Below are 19,745 nucleotides of genomic sequence, written 5' to 3'. Positions count from 1 at the left end.
ACTCAGCCTAAATTTCTGCCAGCGAATATTTCAGCATTTCATTTACCAGGGCGGAATAGGAAGTCCCTTTTTTCTTGGCTAAACGCCTGACTTTATTAACCACAGGTTCCTCCAGATAATAGGAAGCGGTCGTCTTGTTTATCTTTCGTTTTTTCCTGGGATGATCATCCTCTTCTGTCTCCAGGGGTTTGATGAAATCAAAGGTAGCATATCGTACCCCTCTCTGCGACAATGGATTATGACCAAGACTTTTCTTTTTACTCATAGCTTAATGGCCATTTTTAATTTCCTTTGCCAAGGCGAAATAATCCTCCGCTCCCATACTTTTTTCATCGTACTCAAAAATAGTTTTGTGATGACTGGGAGCTTCAGCCAGGGCTACATTATCACGAATAATGGTTTTGAAAACTTTAGGCCCAAAATAATCTTTGATGTGGCCTACCACTTCTTTGTTCAGATTTTTACGACCATCATACAGCGTGCAAATGATTCCTCCCACTCTCAGTCGATCATTGAGTCGCTGCTGTACCACTTTCACCAAATCAAGCAACTTGGACAAACCGTGCAGGGCCAGGTATTCCGATTGCAGCACGATAAAAATATCATCCACCGCCGTGAAAGCATTCAGGGTTAATAGTCCGAGATTGGGCGGACAGTCAATCAACACGTAATCGTATTCCTCATCATTGGCAAATTGCTTAAGCACTCCCTTCAATAGACTTTCACGAGCAGGTTCGCTGGCCAGTTCCAACTCCGCTCCCGATAGATCAAGCGAAGAGGGAATAAAATCAAAGCCGTTATGAGAAGCGATGAGCCCGTTCAGATCTGCCGAGCCTTTCAAAGCGTGATAAATCGTATGCTCCAGCCTATGCGAATAGGAACGCAAAGAATACGTTAAATTTGCCTGAGGGTCCAAATCAATAAGCAACACCCGTTTGCCTAATTTAGCCAGGCCTGCCCCAAGATTTATAGTTGTTGTGGTTTTGCCTACCCCGCCCTTCTGGTTGGTTAATGCTATTGTTTTCATCACAAAATCACCTCTTTAAATTCTCTTTAGTATATAGAGTAATTAAGGGCTTTAGTGTTACATTAAATTTTTTAGAAACATCATCTTTCCTTTGATTAGAAAAAGAATTGTGGCTATAGTGTTTGATGAATTAGGCTTATCTTTGCAAAGCAAAAAACCAATTCACAGATATGAGATTTTTTAGTAGAAAACTGATCAAACCCCAGGATTTAAACGCACATGGTACCCTCTTTGGAGGTGCAGTTTTAAGCTGGGTAGATGAGGAAGCCGCAATTTATGTTTTATGCCAGCTTGGTAAAGGCAACATCGTTACCAAGTTTATGTCCGAGATTAACTTTGTGAATTCGGCTAAACTCGGTGAGGTTATTGAGATTGGCATGGAAACTGTTAAATTCGGTCGAACCTCAATCACAGTGAAATGTTTGGTCAGGAATAAGTTTTCAAAGGATACCATTATTAGCATCGACCGAATTGTATTTGTTCACCTGGACGAGTTTGGGAAACCAACTCCCCACAATATCACAGAGCCCGTTAACGAATAGTTTTATTTTGAGTAACAATGAACCGCTTATAAACTTTTCAGGCATCTCTGAAATGCTCTATGGCGACGAGAACTTTATAAGCGAGTTCTCAACCGCCGCCGTTTCCTCTTTTACTGAATTTCGGGAAAACTACCGGAAATATCTTTTGATCAGAGACGAGGAAAATTTTCGGAAAGCCGGGCACAAAATTAAGCCCGTTGCAATGATGCTCGGGGTTGATCAGGTGGTAGATGAATATGAACATGCCAAAACCCTGATTTGGGAAGAAAAGCCAGAAGAAGACCTTAAAGCTTCAGCCCAAAAGATGCAGGAACTATGTACCCGCATCATAGCAGAATTAGAAGAAAAAACATAGCTCACAAGCAGTCACACACATCTAAAAACAAACCTCTCCATGAACGTACTTGTAACCGGTGGTGCAGGCTATATTGGAAGCCACACCGTATTAGAACTTCTGAACGAAGGTCATCACGTAATAGTAATTGATAACCTTTCAAACAGCAGTGAGGAGGCTCTGAACCGGGTAAAAGACATCACAGGCAAGGGAGAACAGCTCACTTTTTTTAAAGAAGATTTACTAAATAAAGACGCAGTTGAATCCATATTTGAGCAACATGACATAGATTCTGTAATCCATTTTGCAGGTTACAAAGCCGTGGGAGAATCCGTGGCCAAGCCCCTGATGTATTATGATAACAACCTGGGCAGCACTTTGTATCTCTGCGAAGCCATGAAGAAGCATGGCGTTAAGAATATTGTATTTTCCTCTTCGGCTACCGTTTATGGCGATCCTCATGAAGTTCCCATCACCGAAGATTTCCCCCTCTCCGCCACTAACCCTTACGGACGTACAAAACTTTTCATCGAGGAGATTTTAAAAGACTTATATACTGCCGATGATTCCTTGAATATTGCTCTCTTGAGGTACTTCAATCCGGTAGGTGCTCATAAAAGCGGTAAAATTGGCGAAGATCCTAATGATACTCCCAATAACCTCATGCCTTACATATCACAAGTTGCCGTGGGTAAGCTCGAGAAACTCGCTGTTTTTGGGGATGATTATCCTACCCATGACGGCACGGGCGTTCGTGATTACATTCATGTGGTTGATTTAGCATTGGGACACCTTAAAGCGCTTGAAAAGCTGGAATCAAAACCGGGGTTGGTGGTATATAACCTGGGTACCGGAAAAGGCAGTAGTGTACTCGATATGGTTAAAGCCTTTGAAAAAGCTTCCGGCAAAAAAGTGCCTTACAAAATCACCGATCGTCGCCCAGGCGATATAGCCGCATGCTACGCCGATCCCTCCAAAGCAGAAAAAGAATTGGGCTGGAAAGCTACCCGTGGAATTGATGAAATGTGCGAAGATACCTGGCGCTGGCAGTCACAAAACCCCAATGGGTATAAGGATTGATGACTTTTGATTGATGATTGAAGTTTCTTGGCATTCTAATCTTCAATTTAAACGCCTGAATCTCCCGCCCCCTCGTTCCACACGCTCCGCGTTGGAACGGATTATCGCAATGACTGCATCACTCAAACCTTGATATCAATGATTTATAGGATGGGCTCTGATGGTTTTTTAAGATTATCACAGTACATCAACATGATCACAACTATCACAGTTAAAACTGTTCTCCATCCACTTTTCCTTTCCCCCACAGGGACGGATAAATCTATCCGTCCTACGATATTATTTATGCAAACAAAAAAATCGGACTACCTGGCCAGCCAGATAATCCGATTTAGAAAAGACCTCTCATAAATCTTGCAGTGGGTACATACAATTCCCCACTGTTAAAATAAAAGCGGAATAAGGACGCAGTAAAGCGGACAGACGGGGCTTTTCAGTAAAACCCCGTCTGTAGCATGGCTGCATCCATTCCGCTTTCATCAACTTGTTCAACCGGTGAACGGAGTGCTTAACTCTTGTTCATTCGGGCTTTCAGATCTTCGCTTTCTAAGTACGGCCTGGGCAGATGCCAGGTGAGCCACCGGAACTCTGAACGGTGAACAGGATACGTAATTGAGTCCTGTTTGATAGGCAAAGTTCACACTGTCGGGATCTCCGCCGTGCTCACCGCATATACCAATCTTCAGGTTCGGATTCGTCATTCGGCCCAACCGGGTACCGGCTTGTACGAACTGCCCTACCCCCTCTTCATCAAGCACCTGGAACGGATCCTGCTTGATAATGCCTTTTGCCATATAGATTGGCAGGAATTTAACAGCGTCATCACGGCTAAAGCCGAAAGTGAGTTGGGTTAGATCGTTAGTTCCAAAGGAGAAGAAATCAGCTTCTTCAGCAATTTGATCAGCCAGGATAGCCGCTCTTGGAATCTCAATCATGGTTCCGATTTTGTAATCGGCCGTTTCTCCGAATTCCTTGAGTACAGCTTTTGCGGTGTCATCCACCACTTTGCGCTGATTTCTGAATTCTTCCATGCTGCTTACCAGTGGAATCATGATTTCAGGCAACGCTGTTTTTCCTGATTTCTTGAGTTCAATCACGGCTTCAATAATGGCGCGTGTTTGCATCTCGGTAATTTCAGGATAGGTAATACCCAGGCGACATCCGCGATGCCCAAGCATTGGGTTGAATTCTTTTAGCAGGTTGATTTTATCCTTCAGCACTTCGGTACTGACTTCCAGTTCCTCAGCTACTTCTTTGATTTCATCTTCTTCCTGTGGTAGGAATTCATGCAATGGCGGATCTAACAGACGAATGGTCACTGGCAGGCCTTCCATCACTTCAAAGATTTCAATGAAATCCTGTTTCTGGAATGGAAGCAATTTGGCCAGTGCAGCTCTGCGTTCAACTTCGTTATTGGCGATGATCATCTTACGCATGAATTTCACACGTCCGGGCTTAAAGAACATGTGCTCTGTGCGTGCCAGGCCGATACCTTTGGCTCCGTATGAGCGAGCTGTTTCGGCATCCTCAGGGGTTTCAGCATTCGCACGCACCTGCATATCTTCGATTTCACCTACCCAGTTCATAAATCGGCGATATTCTTTGCCAAACTCAGGATTGGTGAGTTCTTTTTTACCTTTCAGTACTTCACCGGTGTTACCATTCAGCGAAATCCAGTCGCCTTCTTTGATGGTTACATCACCATTTGTGAAAGACCGGGCTTTGTAGTTAATGACGATATCACTACACCCGGCTACACAAGGTTTACCCCAACCGCGAGCTACTACAGCAGCATGGCTGGTCATTCCTCCTCGGGAGGTCAAAATACCTTCTGCAGAGGACATTCCCCCCACATCTTCCGGGCTTGTTTCAATACGAACCAGGATCACAGGATCGCCTTTTTCTTCTGCCTCTTCGGCGCGCTTGGAATCAAACACCACTTTTCCGACGGCTGCACCGGGTGAGGCCGGAAGTCCTTTACCCAAAATAGTGCTGCCATTCAGTGCATCCTCTTTAAACTGAGGGTGCAGCAACTGCTCGATGTGGCCGGGTTCAACCAAGTCACGAATTGCTTCTTCTTTGGGTAACAATCCTTCATCAACCATATTAACCGCAATTTTCAGCGCGGCAGTTCCGGTGCGTTTACCGTTACGGGTTTGCAGGATGTACAAGGTTCCTTCCTGAATGGTGAACTCAATGTCCTGCATGTTTTTATAATGGGCTTCCAGCTTATGGGTATAGCCTAACAGCTCATTGAAAATATCAGGATTTAATCTTTCGAGCTCATCAATATCGCTTGGGGTACGGATACCCGCCACCACATCTTCACCCTGGGCGTTCAGCAGAAACTCACCATATAATTTGTGTTCTCCTGTAGCTGGGTTGCGAGTGAAACAAACACCCGTTCCGCTTTTTTCACCCATATTGCCAAATACCATCGCCTGTACGTTTACAGCTGTACCAATCAAACCATGAATATTACTGATTTGGCGATATTTAATAGCACGGGCACTATTCCAGGAATTGAATACGGCATTCACCGCAAACTTCAATTGCTCCATGGGATCATCCGGGAACATGTGGCCGGTAACTTTACGATAAATTGCCTTGTAGCGATCGGTCAGTTCCCGAAGTTGTTCGGCAGTCAAATCGATATCCTGCTCAACCCCCACTTCTTTTTTCAGTTTTTCGATCGCTTCTTCAAAATATTCGTGGCTCACGCCCATCACCACATCTCCAAACATGTCAATAAAACGACGGTAACTATCGTAGGCGAAACGCTCGTTACCGGTTTTGGCAATCAATGCCTCAACAACGCGGTCATTAATCCCCAGGTTCAGAATGGTGTCCATCATACCGGGCATAGATACAGCCGCACCGGATCGTACGGAAATCAGCAATGGATCTTTTCGGTCGCCTAACTTCAGCCCCATCTCTTTTTCAATGTGGCGCACACCATCTTCAATTTGTTTGTCTAAGGTCTCCGGCCAACTCATTTGGTTATTGACCGTTTTTTGGCAGGCTTCCGTAGAAATCGTAAAGCCTGGTGGCACAGGAATACCTATGGTACTCATTTCTGCCAGGTTTGCACCTTTACCCCCCAGCAGCATTTTCATTGATTTGTCTCCATCGGTATGCAACTTCCCAAACCGATATACATATTTTTCTGGATAAGCCATGACAGAACCTCTGTTTAATTGATATTTAATGGAGTTCCGGTCTCTTCATCCGATGGCATCTTTATATGCCGGTCATTGACCTCGTAGTAACATTACAACCACAGACGAGGAAATCGGTGCTTTAAGTATGCAAAAGGTTTGTGAATAATTTATAAAGCGGAGAAAAGCGCTTGCAAGAAAAGAAATAGAAGATTTAAAAATAGAAAATTGCAGATTGCAAATTTACTCCAATCTTCCATCTTTTAATCTTCCATCTTTTGATCTTCAATCTTTAATATAATATCTCCTACCCCAATTCGGAGAGCAAATCTTGAATATCCAGCGGTTCGGTAACCATTTTAATATTACCGTCATCATCCTCAGGCCATTCATCGCGGGGACGATCACGATACAGCTCTACCCCATTTCCATCCGGATCATCTAAATAAATGGCCTCCGATACCCCATGATCACTGGCACCGCTTATGGGATATCCTTCATCAAATAGCCGTTTCACTATTTCTGCCAAATCTTTTCGGGTGGGATATAGAATAGCTGTGTGAAATAATCCCGGCTGGTTTTTGGGGGCAGGTGGAGCGCCCTCGCTATGCCAGGTATTCAAACCAATATGGTGATGATAGCCACCGGCAGAAATGAACGCAGCTTGTCGGCCATATTTTGTAATCAGCTCAAAGCCAAGCACATCACAATAAAAGGAAAGCGAACGGTCTAAATCGGAAACCTTAAGGTGAACATGGCCAATGCGGGTTTGAGCAGGAATTTGATAGGATTTAGACATAATAAGAAGGATTTTTAAAAAGAAAACTCCAGCAAGCTTTAATCTCACTGGAGCCTAACAAAGATTAGTTAATTAGTTAGATAGTCTCAGGAACTGGTGAATTCCTTAATAAACTGCTTGGTGGTTTTGGGCTCACGTCCCAATAATTGCTCCAAATGGTCTTCGGTATAATCCAATGCGCCATTAGCAAATGTCTTGGCAGACATCACGCTTAAGCCGACCACATCATCCGGCAATCCGGCTTCTTTCAGCTGGGCTTCAAAATCCTCCACGGACACGTCATGGTAGTTAATTTCTGTGTCAGCTTCTTTAGAAAGAATTTGAGCGTATTCTACCAGCGTATGAGCTTCACCTGAAGTTATTTCGTAAATGTTGTTTTCATGTTCTGATGCCGTTGCTAATCCATTAGCCAAGGCTTCCGCCATCTCAGAACGATAAGCAAAATTTACTTTTTGTCCATTCGAAGGCATATACCATTCGCCTGATTCCAAGGCATCCCCCAAAAACATTGGGAAGAATTCAGTGTAAAACGTATTCCGGTATATAGTGTACTTCAATCCGGATGCTTTGATCAGTTTTTCCGTCTCAAAGTGATCCGTGGCCATAGGGCTTAGCAACTTGTCTGCTTGTACAATGCTGGTGTAGAAAATCTGGTTCACGCCCTGCTCCCTGGCAGCGTCGATCACATTTTTGTGTTGACCGATGCGATCTTCCATGGAGCTGGATGAAATCAACAGTACTGTGTCAACATCTTCCATGGCAGCCGCCAAGGTATCAGGTTTGTAATAGTCTCCAATCCTAATCTCTACGCCTTTTTCTTTCAGTTCCTCGCCTTTTTCTTCACTTCGAACCAATCCGGCAACTTTTTGATTGGGATGTTTTTCGAGGAGATGATCGATGGTTAAAGATCCTAAATTTCCATTTGCTCCGGTAATAAGTATCATAGGTATATTGGTTGTTATTTTATAATTATATCAATTACGCTTTGTGAAATTTGTCTTCGTTGAAAATTGACAACGGGCTAAGTCGGCCGGTTTTTACAGGAATCAAACCCGCTTTTTTGATCAAATCGGACACGCTTTCCACGGCTTCGCCATCATTTCCAGCTAAAAATATTTCTACAGGACGGTTAATTTGTTTTCCAATTACATCGGAAGCCGAACTATTTAACGCAGCCACTATCCTTGATTCCGGCAACAATTCCTGCATTTGAAGGGCCACGCCGCTGTTCATGTTTTGCAGCACTCCCTGAAAAGAAGGCAATTTGGGCATACTCAGAGAAATCACAATTTTGTTGCGTGCAGCCTCACGAATAATCTCAGCTACCGCTCTCTGCCGCTTATGTGGCATAGCCAGAATAATAATATCAGCAGCTCTTGTGGTTTTCTTCAGGCAGTCCATCACCTCAACATCCGCTGAGGCATTTTTTTGGACAATTTCATCCCCGAGATGTTCAGCTTTTTTGATATCGGTTTCGTCACAGAGTAACAGTTTTACATTTGTAGTAGCCAGCCTGTCAGCTATGCCGCTTTTTATACCTTCTCCCGTTCCTGCAATAGCTATGGTTAATTTTTTTTCTTCATTCATACGCGTTACCAAATAGTGTTCTTGCCGTTTTTATTTAATAATCTTCAACTATTGTAGATACTACTACAAAAACCTTGCCTTCTTTTAGTAGTGCAACAAAGTTGTCAGTTTTTCTAAAAATCCTGCCAACCGAAATTGAAATCTCAATGGCTTCGACTGAGATGGACTTTCGTAGTCTTTACTCTTAACAAAAGAAATATAGGGAAGGTTCTCAGCTGTGTTTGTTATCAAAACATAAAAACAAAAGCTTCAAAATAGTATAGCTAATTGATATTCAATTAGTTAGAATTGAAATACTAATACTTATTACATGCTCTTTCGCCTTATCGATCAGCTTAATTGTTGATATGAATGATTTCGCACTAAACCACCCTGCACTGAAAGTGCAGGGGTTTGGTTGGGGACTGAAAGTCCCGGTCTCCACATCATCCCGGTCATCCAGAGGGTACCCCCGATGGACCTTGCATTTTGCGGAGCATCTTCAACCAATTTCCTGAACTATATTTCCAGCGGCTCATGCGCTATTGCCACTGGTTGGTTGGCAATCATTTCTTGGCTAAGGTTCATCAGCGGTAGCTTCTGAATGACCCCATGATCTTAGCCATTAGATTTTTTCGGAATATTAAAGTGCTGCACTAAAAGTGCAGGGTTTTTAACCTTCGGCTGGGACCAATAAAAAAAGCGGCCTGTTTTAGACCGCTTGTAGTTTCAGCTCAAAAAAACACTATACATTTACCAGCTATCGGTTCTAAATGGTGCTGCGGGCAATCCTTCCTGATTATACAAATTGGCATCGTCGGGATTATCCGCCCAGGCGTAGCGTACTGCAACCGGATTTTCAATCGCCGGATGCCAAACAATCAACTTGTCACCTTGTACATCTGCCCTTGCCCATTCAAACTCTCCGGAAGGACCGGCAATGGCTATTTCTTTTAGTGACTCTCCCTTTATTATTAATCCGCTACCGGTGTTTTTAAAGGAGATTTCAATGCGTGAGCCTTTTTTCTCCATTCCGGCGTACACAGGCCCCATTGGTACAACGTCCTGCTCACCATAAGCCACATGTCTGGCTGCTTGAGCCAGTCGTTCGCCTACCGATTTTTTGTTTAAGGGATGGATATCGTTCCACTCCCCTACATCAATGGCTACGGCCATACCGGTATATGGCATTTCCAGTGCTTTTGCCTGAGCCTCCCGTAGCCGTGCCCATTCACTGTCAGTAGGTTTGTCATAGGCTTTCATAAAATTGGCCAGTTGCACATATAAAAATGGCAGTTCAGGCAACTCCCAACGATTTCTCCAATTGCTGATCATGGCAGGGAATGATTTAGCATATTCTTCCTCATCGCCCACATTGGATTCTCCCTGGTACCAAATCACGCCTTTAATCTCGAAATTTAACAGCGGGGCAATCATCCCATTAAAAAGTCCCAGCGGTTTCCAGCGTATAAAAGTCTGGCTGGCAAGCGGCGGCATCTCAATCCCAAGCTTATATTTCCAGCGGCCTTCCAGATTCAGCGTATCTGTATCGGTTCGAAGCTCATAAGGTTTATCGTGAAAGAATCCCCCGGCCCCTTGCTGGTTGACCACCCGAACGGCAATTACATTTTCGTCCGCTTTCAAAATACCGGCAGGAACAGTATACCAGCGCGGCGGATATTGATAGGTAGTGTTTCCAACAAACACGCCATTTATAAAAGTAGAATCGGCATCTACAATACGTCCCAGTTCCAGCTCAACCGGCATGCCTGTCATAGATTCAGGCACTTCAATCGTTTTGCGATACCAAACTACGCCGTTTTTTCCTTTTAGATGAACCGTCCCGTTCTCGTTACCGGGCTTGAGTTCTTTTCCCTTAGAATTACGAAATACAGCTTCATCCCAAAAACCGGGCAATTCTACCGTGCCCCACTTGCTGTCATCCAGTTCCGGGCTTGACCATTTGATTCCATCATAACCCTTATCCAGCGTATTTGAAACATGAAACCACGTGTTCATCCGGCTTTGATCGGCGGCTTGAATATTGGTAATCATCTCATCATTCTTATAGCGCAAGGCTTCATGGTAATGCCTTGGAAATTCTTTGAGCGCTTCCTCACTCATCCACGCCTCTACCGGTGACCCACCCAGGCTTGAGTTGATAATCCCTACAGGAACTTCGTACTCCTCATGCAGGCGCCGGGCAAAAAAGTATGCTAAGGCTGATACCTGGCGAATCACATCAGGGTGAATAATCTGCCAGCTACCTTCTGCCAAATCTTGTTGCTCCTTGTCAAAATTATATCGCTGAGGCACATTGAAATAGCGAATCCGGGGATAATCTGCCTGACGCATTTCCTCTTCATACAACGGGGCTACCCGGTACATCGGCAATTCCATATTGGATTGGCCCGAAGCTACCCATACATCACCAAGCATTATGTTTTTTAGGGTGATGGTGTTACTGCCAGAAATGGTAACCTCATATGGACCACCAGCTTCTTGCGGAGGAAATTGTACTTGCCAGGTACTGTCGGGTTGGGTTGTAGTTGTTCTTTTGAATCCCGCAAATTCCACTTGTACTTCTTCCCCAGGTGAGGCCCAGCCCCATAAGGTGAGTTCTGTATCCCTTTGCAGGACCATATGGTCATTGATCAGTTTGGGGAGTTTTACCTGGGCATTTACGAATGTTTGAAACCCAAAAATTAAAAGAAGCAGTATCCCGGTTTTTCTCAGCATAAGTACATTTTGTTAAAGTGAATGAGAGATTTCCAACGGCCTGAACTTACTTAATTCTTCGCAAAAGCCGTTAGAAAACTGAGCTAAAATTTTACTCCCTTATACCACTGCAAATAGGACCGAAAGTTCTATTCATCCTATCACATTAAAAGCCAGGATCAGATCAGAATCGAATCCAGTCTTTATCTTCCAGAAACTGAATCAATGCCGGCATAAAAGTAATGGAGGCCAGCAAGGTCATCCCAATACCGAGTACCGCCATCACACCGATAGATTGCAGGCCGGGGTGATTGGTAAATAACAATCCGGCGAAACCTAACATGGTGGTAAGTGAGCCCATGGTTATATGCTGTCCCGTACTGGAAAGCACCTGCCACATACTGTTTTTACCTTCTTCACGATATCGGTGAGCCAGATGTACGCCGCTGTCTTCTCCAATGCCCAAAATAGCCGGAAGAACAACCAGGTTATAGAAATTAAACTGTAAGCCAAAGATGAGCATCAACCCAAACAGCCACAACAAACCAACCAATAATGGCAACATGGCAATGATAGACCACCTGAATGAACGGAATGAAAACAGCATGAAGAAATAAATGAATATGAACGTAGCCCCCACCATGTACGGACTTTCCGTCCGCATTAAGTCAAGCATAGAGGCTGCCACAATAGTGGTGCTGGCGGCATAGAATTCCTCTCCGCTATCCAGCCTTACTACGCCTACATCGTTCTTAAAGGCAATGGATTGCCGGCCATCAGATAAACCCACAGAAGGATACACGATCACAAAACGCCCTACTTCACCATCCTTGGTGATAAAACGGGATTTCAAATAATCGGGAATCTGTTCGATAGAAAACGGCTCTCTGGTTTGAGCGGCCTTCCGGAGTTTTTCCAGGTCCTCATCATCACGGTCTACCAAAAAGGGATCCTGAAGTAACTCCCGAACCCGGGCTATTTTCTGTAGTTTTTCCTGCTCTTCAGCTTCTGTAGTTGGATAACGCTCCTGCAGGGTTTCCACGCTTTCGATAGTGGGAGAAGTAGTATCCTGACGAGCCCGTTCTTTCAATATGGCAGCAATCTGTTCCACCTGTTCTGTGGTTTCCGCTACAATATAGGCAGGGTTTCGTTTGTCTGAACTGCTTACCTGTTTGGAAAAAGAACGGAATTCTTCGTATTCGGGAAACTTGGGTTCTAACTCTCCAAAATCGTATTGAAAACTGAGATTGGGACTAAAGGCCAATACTACTACCGAGGCTACCAAGCCAACCGTAACAATGGTTCTAGAAAAGGGATAACGGTGACCTTCAGTATTTTCATCTTCATGTTTTTCACTGATCAAAATCCAGTTGAGCCGCTCATCAAGGATGACTAGTAAAGCAGGAAGAATGTACAACATACCCAACAAGGCTAACAAAATGCCTGTACCCGAAATAAACCCGAATTCAGAGAAACCGCGGAAATCCGCAAACATTAAAATATACAGTGCAGCCGCTGTGGTAAAGGCCGATACCAGGATAGCTTCCCCGGTTTTCTCGTTTGTTTTCATGATGGCATCGTGCACGTTATAGCCACTGGAACGCAATTCAATATACCGTGCATAGAAGTGAATACCGTAGTCGATACCCAGCCCAAAAAGAATCACAAATAGCACAGAGGTCATGGTGTTTAGCATGCCCAAATAGAAATAAGTAATACCAAAAGTGAGCACCAGGCTGATCATAAGCGGTATACCAATCACTAAGATGGGCACCGGCATACGGATGATATGAGACCAAATGGTATACTTGCCCTTCCCTCTGGTGCCCCTGCGGTAGTGCAAGTATTTCTTGATGAAGAAATACATCATTACTAAAAACACCACACTGCTGAAACCGGTGGCAAAGCTACCCATCACATCGTCCATGATGGAGGTAAGTTCTTCAAGGTGACGCTTCAGCCGGCCACCGAACCGGACTTCCATTTCGGGATGATATGCCGCCGGATTCATGGCGGTTAACAGAGAATCATAAGCAGCAAACATGTCTTCCAAATACCGGATATCGCTCTTGGAGCCGGTAGGATAAAACTTAAGCACCATAATAGTGCTATCCTCACTGATGGGATATTCAGACGGTACCAGCGTTTTGTAACTTTCCTCAAAATCTTCAGGCCGTGCATCCTCTTCACTTTCATCATCCCCAAGATCAAAATAAAAGGGATTGGCTTCTTCTTTGGCTTGTTGGATCTCATCCTGCAGCCAATCAATAATCTCATTAAGCTCACTTTCGCTGGCAAGATATAAGGCGTTATTTTCAGTGAATTCGGTTTCCCGCCTGAATTCAGCCCGTTCAAAGTAGTTGTCGTCGTAGCGTGGGTAGTATAGTCTCAGAGTTTCATCAATCAGGTCTTCGGCAAAAGCTTTGTTTGCCTCAAAACTGGGAGAACTAATCACCACTTCCATATCTGTTTCACCGCCAACGGTTTCATTCAGGCGGTCAAGTGCTACCACGTTGGGATGATCTTCCGGAAGTAAATTGGCAATGTCTGTATCAACCCTTAATTGCAGGGCATAATAGCCGCTAAATACTGCTAAACCGATGCTTATGAGTACAACCCAGAAAGGATGAGAATAATTATAGTTCAGAACGGGCTTAAACAGCCTGAGAAGTTGCTTCATGAATAGAATACGTGCTTAAGTAATTACTAAATCTGTAAAAATGTTATTTCAGGCCTGTAGTTGAAATAATAATTGGTGCATCACAGATGCGAGTGATTTTGGTTTTAAATAATAATTAACCGGTTTATTGTAGTTCTTTAACATAAAAAAAGTATTTATCAGTCCTATAAGCATCAAAAATAACTCTTTTACAACTAACTTATTTTAGCTAAACACAGAATAAAATCTCGTTAATATTTAACTATTGACGAACCAAGGGGAAGTTTGAGTTGTTTGGAACTTTTAATAGGATAAACTCTTTAAAAAATTGTGCGCAACATTACAGCACTAAAAAGGTTATGAAGCTTGAAATTATTACATCACTAAGAAGAGCATAAAAATTAACTATTGCATAATTAAACTTTAGGCTACAAAAGTTTTATACTTCTATCGTATTAACTGCCAACGTATTACAAGCAATTATTATTAAAAAGAGAATCTTCCGACCCTTCCAATTCCAACTATTAGAACCCCGTTTTAAATGAAAGCAATAAAGGCCTGGCTGCTTTTGATCATATTTATGGTACCCGTTTTGGTATACGCACAAAGCGGCATCACGCATCCCGATGGTTCTTATCGTAATACCACACCTAAGGATTTTAAAGCCAAGAATCTGTCGTCAGCTTTTTATAATGAACTCTGGACCTACCACATCAATCTCGACAACGGAGTTCAGGTTATCTATACTTTTTCTATTAATGACTTTGGTTCTTTCAAAAGCCGTGTGACGGGAGTAAAACTTTCTGTTTCATGGACGGATGGCAAAACCTATGTGGTAAATAAAGAATATGGCCCCGAAACTTTTATAAATGAGCCCGACAGTATGTATATCAGGCCCCATCCCGACCGTACTTATTGGGCCAAAGGAAAGCTTGACGACGAACACCGTTTGTTTTTCTATAACATCAAAAAAGGCGTTCAGTACGACCTTGACCTTACCCTGTTCGACATCGCGCCGGGTAAAACCATTGGCAACGGAGTATATAAAGCCGGAGATAATGAAATTGGTATGGCATTGCTGATTCCTCATGCCAAGGTTAAAGGTTTTGTAGCCATCAATGGGGATACACTTAATGTAACTGGTTCAGCCTATATGGACCATATTTATCAGAACAACTTGTCTACAAAAGTGATAGATCGCAGCTACCGGGTAAAAACAGGTGATGCGCAAAATGGCATGTACTTTCATTATATCACTTTGAGCAGAGATGGGAACTCGCATATTCCCATTGGCTTTGGCATTCGTTATAAGCAAGGCAGGGATTACCTGATAACGCCTTCTTCTATCGAAAGAGTGAGTAGTCATCCCGATGAAAAATTACTGGATGAATACATTAAGGTCAAACCTTACCAAACCGATATGCTTAATATTCGGGTGGATGAATATTTTAATACTTACTCCATTTTGGATGAGATCGGGGGAATTAAAAAATTCTTTGCCAAAAAAGCTTTGGGCGGAGAACTGTTTGAGATGAATGGAACCGTCACTATCAATGGCAACCAACCCGGTTATTTCTATTATATGGTTGCGGATTGAGATTTTATTGGATTAAAGATTGCAGATTACAAATTTCAAACTGCAGATTTAAGAGTATCTTGCTATACCTCTTTCCGTAATAACTTGCTCAACGATCTGACAACTTATTTACCTCTCTATACCTTTACTCCTGCGATTAGCGTCTTAGTAGCTAAGGCGAAGGGTAACTTTACTACTCGCTAAAATAACGGTCAGACGGACTTTGAGCCGTCAGAGCGAGAAGCACTCGGCAAAAAAGCCGTCTGGCTCAGGCTTCTACTTCTGCTACTGTAGTCTTTTCCTTTTTGCTGAGCATTTTCTCCGCATACTCCAGCATTTCGGGAGTGTCGACATCCTGCCAGAAAGCTTTACCGATGTCCAGCGTATGCATGCGACCTGTTTGTGCAAGTGCCTGCACACCATCAGAAAGAGAGGCATCCCCCTGCTCATCATACACCGCTTCTATTTCATTCAATAAGCCGGTGGTACAAACAAACACGCCCGTATCGATGCAGTTATACTTTTCTATCTGCTTGCCAATTGACTGAATTTTATCTCTTTTGGATAAAACCTTGGTGGCATCATCCATATCAAATATAGAATCCAGCTTATAGTCTACCAGGAGCGTGGCCCCATTTGCAGGAGGCGTATGCTCTCCCGCGATAGCCATCATTTCATCTGAGAGGATGTGATCGGCCATGGTAAGAATAAAATTGCCTTCAATGCGTGGCTTAGCAGCCAGAACAGATACTCCGTTTTTCAACTCAAACTGATCATTCCGGGCAAATTCAATGGGAACATCACCAGTATAGGATTCAAGAATTTCCTGTTTGATTTCTTCAAAACCGAAACCGAGTACGATAACCACTTTATCGCATCCGGCTACCTTTAAACTCCGAATGGTTCGGTAGATTAAAGGCGTACCATTTACGGTTGTTAGTGGCTTTAAATCGGTATCCGAATCTGTGCCGGCCAGGCGCGAACCAAAGCCGGCAGCCAGAATTACTCCTGTACTCATAAAATATTTATTTAGTTGCCCAGAATTATTTATACGAATCGTAATTTTCCGACAAGTGAGTAACCGGCTCTTCTCCACCCATTACGCGCAGGGTGTTTTTAAGCCTGAAGTGTTGAATGAAAATATCGTGTTCCTGTACGTGGCCGTCTTCTACCTGTGGGCTCTTGAAGTAGAAACTCAACCATTCCTGAATGCCTGACTTACCCTGACGGCTGGCCAGATCAAGAAACAGAGCCAAATCGAGAACAATAGGCGCGGCTAAAATAGAGTCACGGCATAAGAAATCCACTTTGATCTGCATGGGATAACCCAACCAGCCAAAGATATCGATGTTGTCCCACCCTTCCTTCTCATCGCCACGTGGCGGGTAATAGTTAATGCGTACTTTGTGATACAGATCTTTATACAGATCTTTGTAAGAATCAGGCTGCAAAATGGTATCAAGCACGCCAGCTTTGGTAACTTCTTTGGATTTGAAGCTATCGGGATCGTCCAGTACTTCGCCGTCACGGTTTCCTAAAATATTGGTAGAGAACCATCCGCGGATACCCAACATACGGGTTTTAAAGCCCGGTGCTAAAATGGTTTTCATCAGGGTCTGCCCTGTTTTAAAGTCTTTTCCTGCAATGGGCACGCCGTTTTTCTCTGCCAGTTGAATCAAAGCCGGGAAATCAGCAGAAAGGTTAGGAGCACCATTGGCGTAAGGCACGCCTTCTTTGATGGCAGCATATGCGTAAAGCTGAGAAGGAGCAATAGACTCATCGTTATTCTCCAGGCCTTTCTCAAAAGCCTCAATCGACATGTGACATTCAGAAGGAGATTGATACACCTCTGTAGATCCACACCATACCATCACGGCACGTGTTGCACCGGTTTCTTCTTTTTTCTTGCGGATGTCTTCGCGCAACTGGTCGGCGAGATCTTTTTTAGTTTCAAATTTCTTTACGTTCGGTCCGTCCAGCTTCTTCACATACTTTTGCTCAAAAGCGGCCGACATGGGTTTAATGGTTTTCAGGAAATCTGCAATGGGATCTAAATCCTGAGACTTCAAAACTTGTGCGTGAACGCAAGCATCATACACGTTATCGGGCTTCACATCCCATCCGCCAAAAACGATATCATCAAGATCTGCCAGCGGTAAAAAATCCTTAATTAACGGACTTCTGTTCTCAGAACGGGCTCCCAAACGAATTGTTTGCATCTGGGTTAATGAGCCAATAGGCTTCGATAAACCCTTTCTTACGGATTCCACACCTGCGATAAAAGTGGTTGCAACGGCTCCCATTCCGGGTGTAAGTACTAATAGTTTACCATCTGAGTTGGCGGCTTTACTTGTTGTAGACATTCGAAACTTTTTGTTGATAAATTTTTGCTGCGCAAAGATAAATAACTTGGCTAAGTTATGTTAGCATTTAATTCGCATTTCTTTAACAATTTAATAAAACAATGGTATGCCCTTTTCAATTCCTTGCAGTTCGCCCTATATTTGATCCGCTCGAAAAAAATAATTCCAATCCCCAAAAACCGATGATTTTCAGCCTTTATGAGTGAAACCTCTTTTGCGCGCCGTGTGGCTGTATCGGTTTTATACAGTGGAGCTGGATCGGTTACTGCCCGTTTATTAAATGCCGTTGCCCTCTTCTATACGCTGAAGGTTATTTCTGAAGAGCAATTTGGGATTGCCGCCCTCGCTCTCGCCTTTTTCAGTACCACCAAAGCTCTTACCGAACTCGGATTGGGTACTGCCATTGTGCAAGAAGACCGCATCGGCCGCACGCAAATTGATTCGCTGTTCTGGACCAGCTTCTCCCTATCGGTGGTTGTATACGCCATTATCTTTTTTGGTTCCCCTTTTGTAGCGGCTTTTTACGATACTCCCGTACTCTCTCCCATGATCAGGGTATACATGCTGGCCATACTGGCTTTCAATTTTTACATGATCTCCAGCAAGCTGATGATGCGTGACCTTGAGTTTAAAAAGCTCGCCATCAGCGACAATGTTGCACTGGCTGCTTCTGCAGGGTTGATGATTTACCTGGCCTACACCGGTTGGGGAGCATGGGCCATCATTTTAGCAGAATTGGCTAATAAAGTGGGACAAATGGCCTTTAGCCTAATGTTTAAGCCTTATTTTCCCCGTTTTCAGTACAGCTATAAAGATGTAAAGCACTTGCTTGAATTTGGTTTGTTTACCACCGGATCCAACTTCTTTCAGAAATTCTATATGAATGCCGATTACCTGATCATCGGTAAGTTCTTTTCTATGGAACTGGTGGGGATTTACTCCTTCGCCTACCGGCTGGTATTTGATACGGTGAAGGAACTCGCCAATGTGATTAACCGGGTTGCGTATCCTGCTTTTTCCAAATTGCAGCATGAGACCGATCGTTTAAGAACCTATTTCTATACCATGTCGCGCGCCAGTATGCTTTTGGTTGGAACCGTGATGGTCATCATCGGTACGTATATCGACTGGTTTTTGCCGCTGGTGGGCTACGAGAAGTGGATGGATGCCGTGCCCTACATGCGCATCTTTGTAGCCGTAGGAATCATCCAGTGCCTGGTCACCCTGCTACCGAAGCTAATCAATGCAAAGGGCGAAGCACGTTTTATCTTCTATTTTACTGCCACTAACGCCTTATTATTGCCGGCAAGTTTCGTGATTGCTTCCCAGATCAGTCTTATGGCTGTTGCCCTGGTTTGGCTGACCATCTATCCGCTGGTTTCTTTGGTGATTGTATACTTTGGCGCCAAGCTTACCAAAACCCCGGTCTGGAAATTTGGTCTGAAGAGCATCGCCGCTTTTGCCACACTTATTCCCCTCGCCTTCTTTGCCTATGGCGTTCGCTATGGCATCACGCAAATCTTCCCGGAAACAACGCTTACCGCTGTAGTATTAGCTTCTGTATTTGTATTTAGCGTTACAGCTGCAGTGATCTGGTTTAAGGAAAAAGATGCCATTGCGGCTATGTGGAAGTGATTTTATTGACCTTACCTTAGCATTGTATCTGAATTCAACATCGTACACCCTCCGCCGTTTTTTGATAAATCAAAAACCGGGCACCTCCCTCAAGGGAGGACTATCCGAAGCTGAATTCAGCATCAAAGCTTTAGGTAAGTATCGTAATTGTAATACCGAACCGAGTAGTCTCTCCTTCGCCTGTCTCCGGTTGGCTGGTATTATAAAAAGCAGAACTTGTCCGCTTTTCTCAATCTCAAGTCTAACAGAGTATTCGGGATGAGAAATGTTGGCCAATGAAGGCTTAAA

At 43.8% G+C, this 19,745-nt stretch carries 15 protein-coding genes; 5 read left to right on the top strand and 10 right to left on the bottom strand.

Features of this window, described 5'->3' with window-relative positions; all coding sequences use genetic code 11:
* Positions 1-7 precede the first annotated feature (7 nt).
* Together FN815_RS00525 and FN815_RS00520 are read right to left on the bottom strand one after the other, a co-directional pair.
* Entirely contained in the window at positions 8-265 is a 258-nt protein-coding gene (locus FN815_RS00525; RefSeq protein ID WP_142452639.1) for a hypothetical protein, read from the bottom strand.
* Positions 266-268: 3 nt separating this feature from the next.
* Positions 269-1,030, bottom strand: coding sequence for a ParA family protein (locus tag FN815_RS00520; protein WP_142452638.1), 762 nt, complete (start codon positions 1,028-1,030; stop codon positions 269-271).
* 167 nt (positions 1,031-1,197) lie between these two features.
* Between FN815_RS00520 and FN815_RS00515 the strand changes: the two genes are divergently transcribed.
* Genes FN815_RS00515 through galE form a run of 3 tightly spaced genes read left to right on the top strand, consistent with a single transcriptional unit; the run spans position 1,198 to position 2,983 of the window.
* Positions 1,198-1,569 (top strand): acyl-CoA thioesterase, encoded by a 372-nt coding sequence (locus tag FN815_RS00515; RefSeq protein ID WP_142452637.1) that lies wholly within the window; start codon positions 1,198-1,200, stop codon positions 1,567-1,569.
* A gap of 7 nt (positions 1,570-1,576) precedes the next feature.
* A complete protein-coding gene (locus tag FN815_RS00510) occupies positions 1,577-1,924 on the top strand; it encodes a taurine dioxygenase (protein ID WP_246075083.1) in 348 nt (115 codons plus the stop codon).
* A gap of 39 nt (positions 1,925-1,963) precedes the next feature.
* Positions 1,964-2,983: a UDP-glucose 4-epimerase GalE gene (galE, locus tag FN815_RS00505; protein WP_142452636.1), complete on the top strand. Its 1,020-nt coding sequence runs from the start codon at positions 1,964-1,966 to the stop codon at positions 2,981-2,983.
* 488 nt (positions 2,984-3,471) lie between these two features.
* Here galE and ppdK read toward each other — a convergent pair whose 3' ends face one another.
* The 6 genes from ppdK to FN815_RS00475 all read right to left on the bottom strand — a co-directional run bounded on the left by ppdK (position 3,472) and on the right by FN815_RS00475 (position 13,904).
* Entirely contained in the window at positions 3,472-6,162 is a 2,691-nt protein-coding gene (ppdK, locus tag FN815_RS00500) for a pyruvate, phosphate dikinase (protein WP_142452635.1), read from the bottom strand.
* A gap of 286 nt (positions 6,163-6,448) precedes the next feature.
* A complete protein-coding gene (locus FN815_RS00495) occupies positions 6,449-6,940 on the bottom strand; it encodes a VOC family protein (RefSeq protein ID WP_142452634.1) in 492 nt (163 codons plus the stop codon).
* Positions 6,941-7,026: 86 nt separating this feature from the next.
* The gene (locus tag FN815_RS00490) at positions 7,027-7,884 is read right to left on the bottom strand and encodes an SDR family oxidoreductase (RefSeq protein WP_142452633.1); all 858 of its coding nucleotides are present in this window, start codon (positions 7,882-7,884) and stop codon (positions 7,027-7,029) included.
* Positions 7,885-7,918: 34 nt separating this feature from the next.
* Positions 7,919-8,527 carry an NAD(P)-binding domain-containing protein gene (locus tag FN815_RS00485; RefSeq protein ID WP_142452632.1) on the bottom strand — a complete coding sequence of 203 codons (609 nt, stop codon included), beginning with the start codon at positions 8,525-8,527 and terminating at the stop codon, positions 7,919-7,921.
* A 732-nt stretch (positions 8,528-9,259) separates the two neighbouring features.
* Positions 9,260-11,245, bottom strand: coding sequence for a sialate O-acetylesterase (locus FN815_RS00480; protein WP_142452631.1), 1,986 nt, complete (start codon positions 11,243-11,245; stop codon positions 9,260-9,262).
* Positions 11,246-11,408: 163 nt separating this feature from the next.
* Positions 11,409-13,904, bottom strand: coding sequence for an efflux RND transporter permease subunit (locus FN815_RS00475; protein ID WP_142452630.1), 2,496 nt, complete (start codon positions 13,902-13,904; stop codon positions 11,409-11,411).
* Positions 13,905-14,424: 520 nt separating this feature from the next.
* On the opposite strand from FN815_RS00475, the gene FN815_RS00470 reads away from it, so the two are divergent.
* On the top strand, positions 14,425-15,480 hold the full coding sequence (locus FN815_RS00470) for a carotenoid 1,2-hydratase (RefSeq protein ID WP_142452629.1): 1,056 nt from the start codon (positions 14,425-14,427) through the stop codon (positions 15,478-15,480).
* 247 nt (positions 15,481-15,727) lie between these two features.
* On the opposite strand, the gene FN815_RS00465 is transcribed toward FN815_RS00470, so the two are convergent.
* Together FN815_RS00465 and FN815_RS00460 are read right to left on the bottom strand one after the other, a co-directional pair.
* Positions 15,728-16,477, bottom strand: a complete 750-nt coding sequence (locus FN815_RS00465; RefSeq protein WP_142452628.1) for a phosphocholine cytidylyltransferase family protein — start codon at positions 16,475-16,477, stop codon at positions 15,728-15,730.
* A 25-nt stretch (positions 16,478-16,502) separates the two neighbouring features.
* Positions 16,503-17,822 (bottom strand): inositol-3-phosphate synthase, encoded by a 1,320-nt coding sequence (locus tag FN815_RS00460; RefSeq protein ID WP_142452627.1) that lies wholly within the window; start codon positions 17,820-17,822, stop codon positions 16,503-16,505.
* A 198-nt stretch (positions 17,823-18,020) separates the two neighbouring features.
* On the opposite strand from FN815_RS00460, the gene FN815_RS00455 reads away from it, so the two are divergent.
* Positions 18,021-19,457: a lipopolysaccharide biosynthesis protein gene (locus FN815_RS00455; protein WP_142452626.1), complete on the top strand. Its 1,437-nt coding sequence runs from the start codon at positions 18,021-18,023 to the stop codon at positions 19,455-19,457.
* The last annotated feature ends 288 nt before the right edge of the window (positions 19,458-19,745 follow it).

The organism is Gracilimonas mengyeensis (assembly GCF_900182705.1).
GTDB classification, from domain to species: Bacteria; Bacteroidota; Rhodothermia; order Balneolales; family Balneolaceae; genus Gracilimonas; species Gracilimonas mengyeensis.
This window is presented reverse-complemented; position numbering and strand designations above follow the sequence as displayed.

Coding starts and splice junctions, on each gene's coding strand:
- FN815_RS00485 (WP_142452632.1), bottom strand. CDS start 8,527: ATGAATGAAGAAAAAAAATTAACCATAGCTATTGCAGGAACGGGAGAA.
- FN815_RS00475 (WP_142452630.1), bottom strand. CDS start 13,904: ATGAAGCAACTTCTCAGGCTGTTTAAGCCCGTTCTGAACTATAATTAT.
- FN815_RS00525 (WP_142452639.1), bottom strand. CDS start 265: ATGAGTAAAAAGAAAAGTCTTGGTCATAATCCATTGTCGCAGAGAGGG.
- FN815_RS00480 (WP_142452631.1), bottom strand. CDS start 11,245: ATGCTGAGAAAAACCGGGATACTGCTTCTTTTAATTTTTGGGTTTCAA.
- FN815_RS00460 (WP_142452627.1), bottom strand. CDS start 17,822: ATGTCTACAACAAGTAAAGCCGCCAACTCAGATGGTAAACTATTAGTA.
- FN815_RS00495 (WP_142452634.1), bottom strand. CDS start 6,940: ATGTCTAAATCCTATCAAATTCCTGCTCAAACCCGCATTGGCCATGTT.
- FN815_RS00515 (WP_142452637.1), top strand. CDS start 1,198: ATGAGATTTTTTAGTAGAAAACTGATCAAACCCCAGGATTTAAACGCA.
- FN815_RS00470 (WP_142452629.1), top strand. CDS start 14,425: ATGAAAGCAATAAAGGCCTGGCTGCTTTTGATCATATTTATGGTACCC.
- galE (WP_142452636.1), top strand. CDS start 1,964: ATGAACGTACTTGTAACCGGTGGTGCAGGCTATATTGGAAGCCACACC.
- FN815_RS00465 (WP_142452628.1), bottom strand. CDS start 16,477: ATGAGTACAGGAGTAATTCTGGCTGCCGGCTTTGGTTCGCGCCTGGCC.
- ppdK (WP_142452635.1), bottom strand. CDS start 6,162: ATGGCTTATCCAGAAAAATATGTATATCGGTTTGGGAAGTTGCATACC.
- FN815_RS00455 (WP_142452626.1), top strand. CDS start 18,021: ATGAGTGAAACCTCTTTTGCGCGCCGTGTGGCTGTATCGGTTTTATAC.
- FN815_RS00490 (WP_142452633.1), bottom strand. CDS start 7,884: ATGATACTTATTACCGGAGCAAATGGAAATTTAGGATCTTTAACCATC.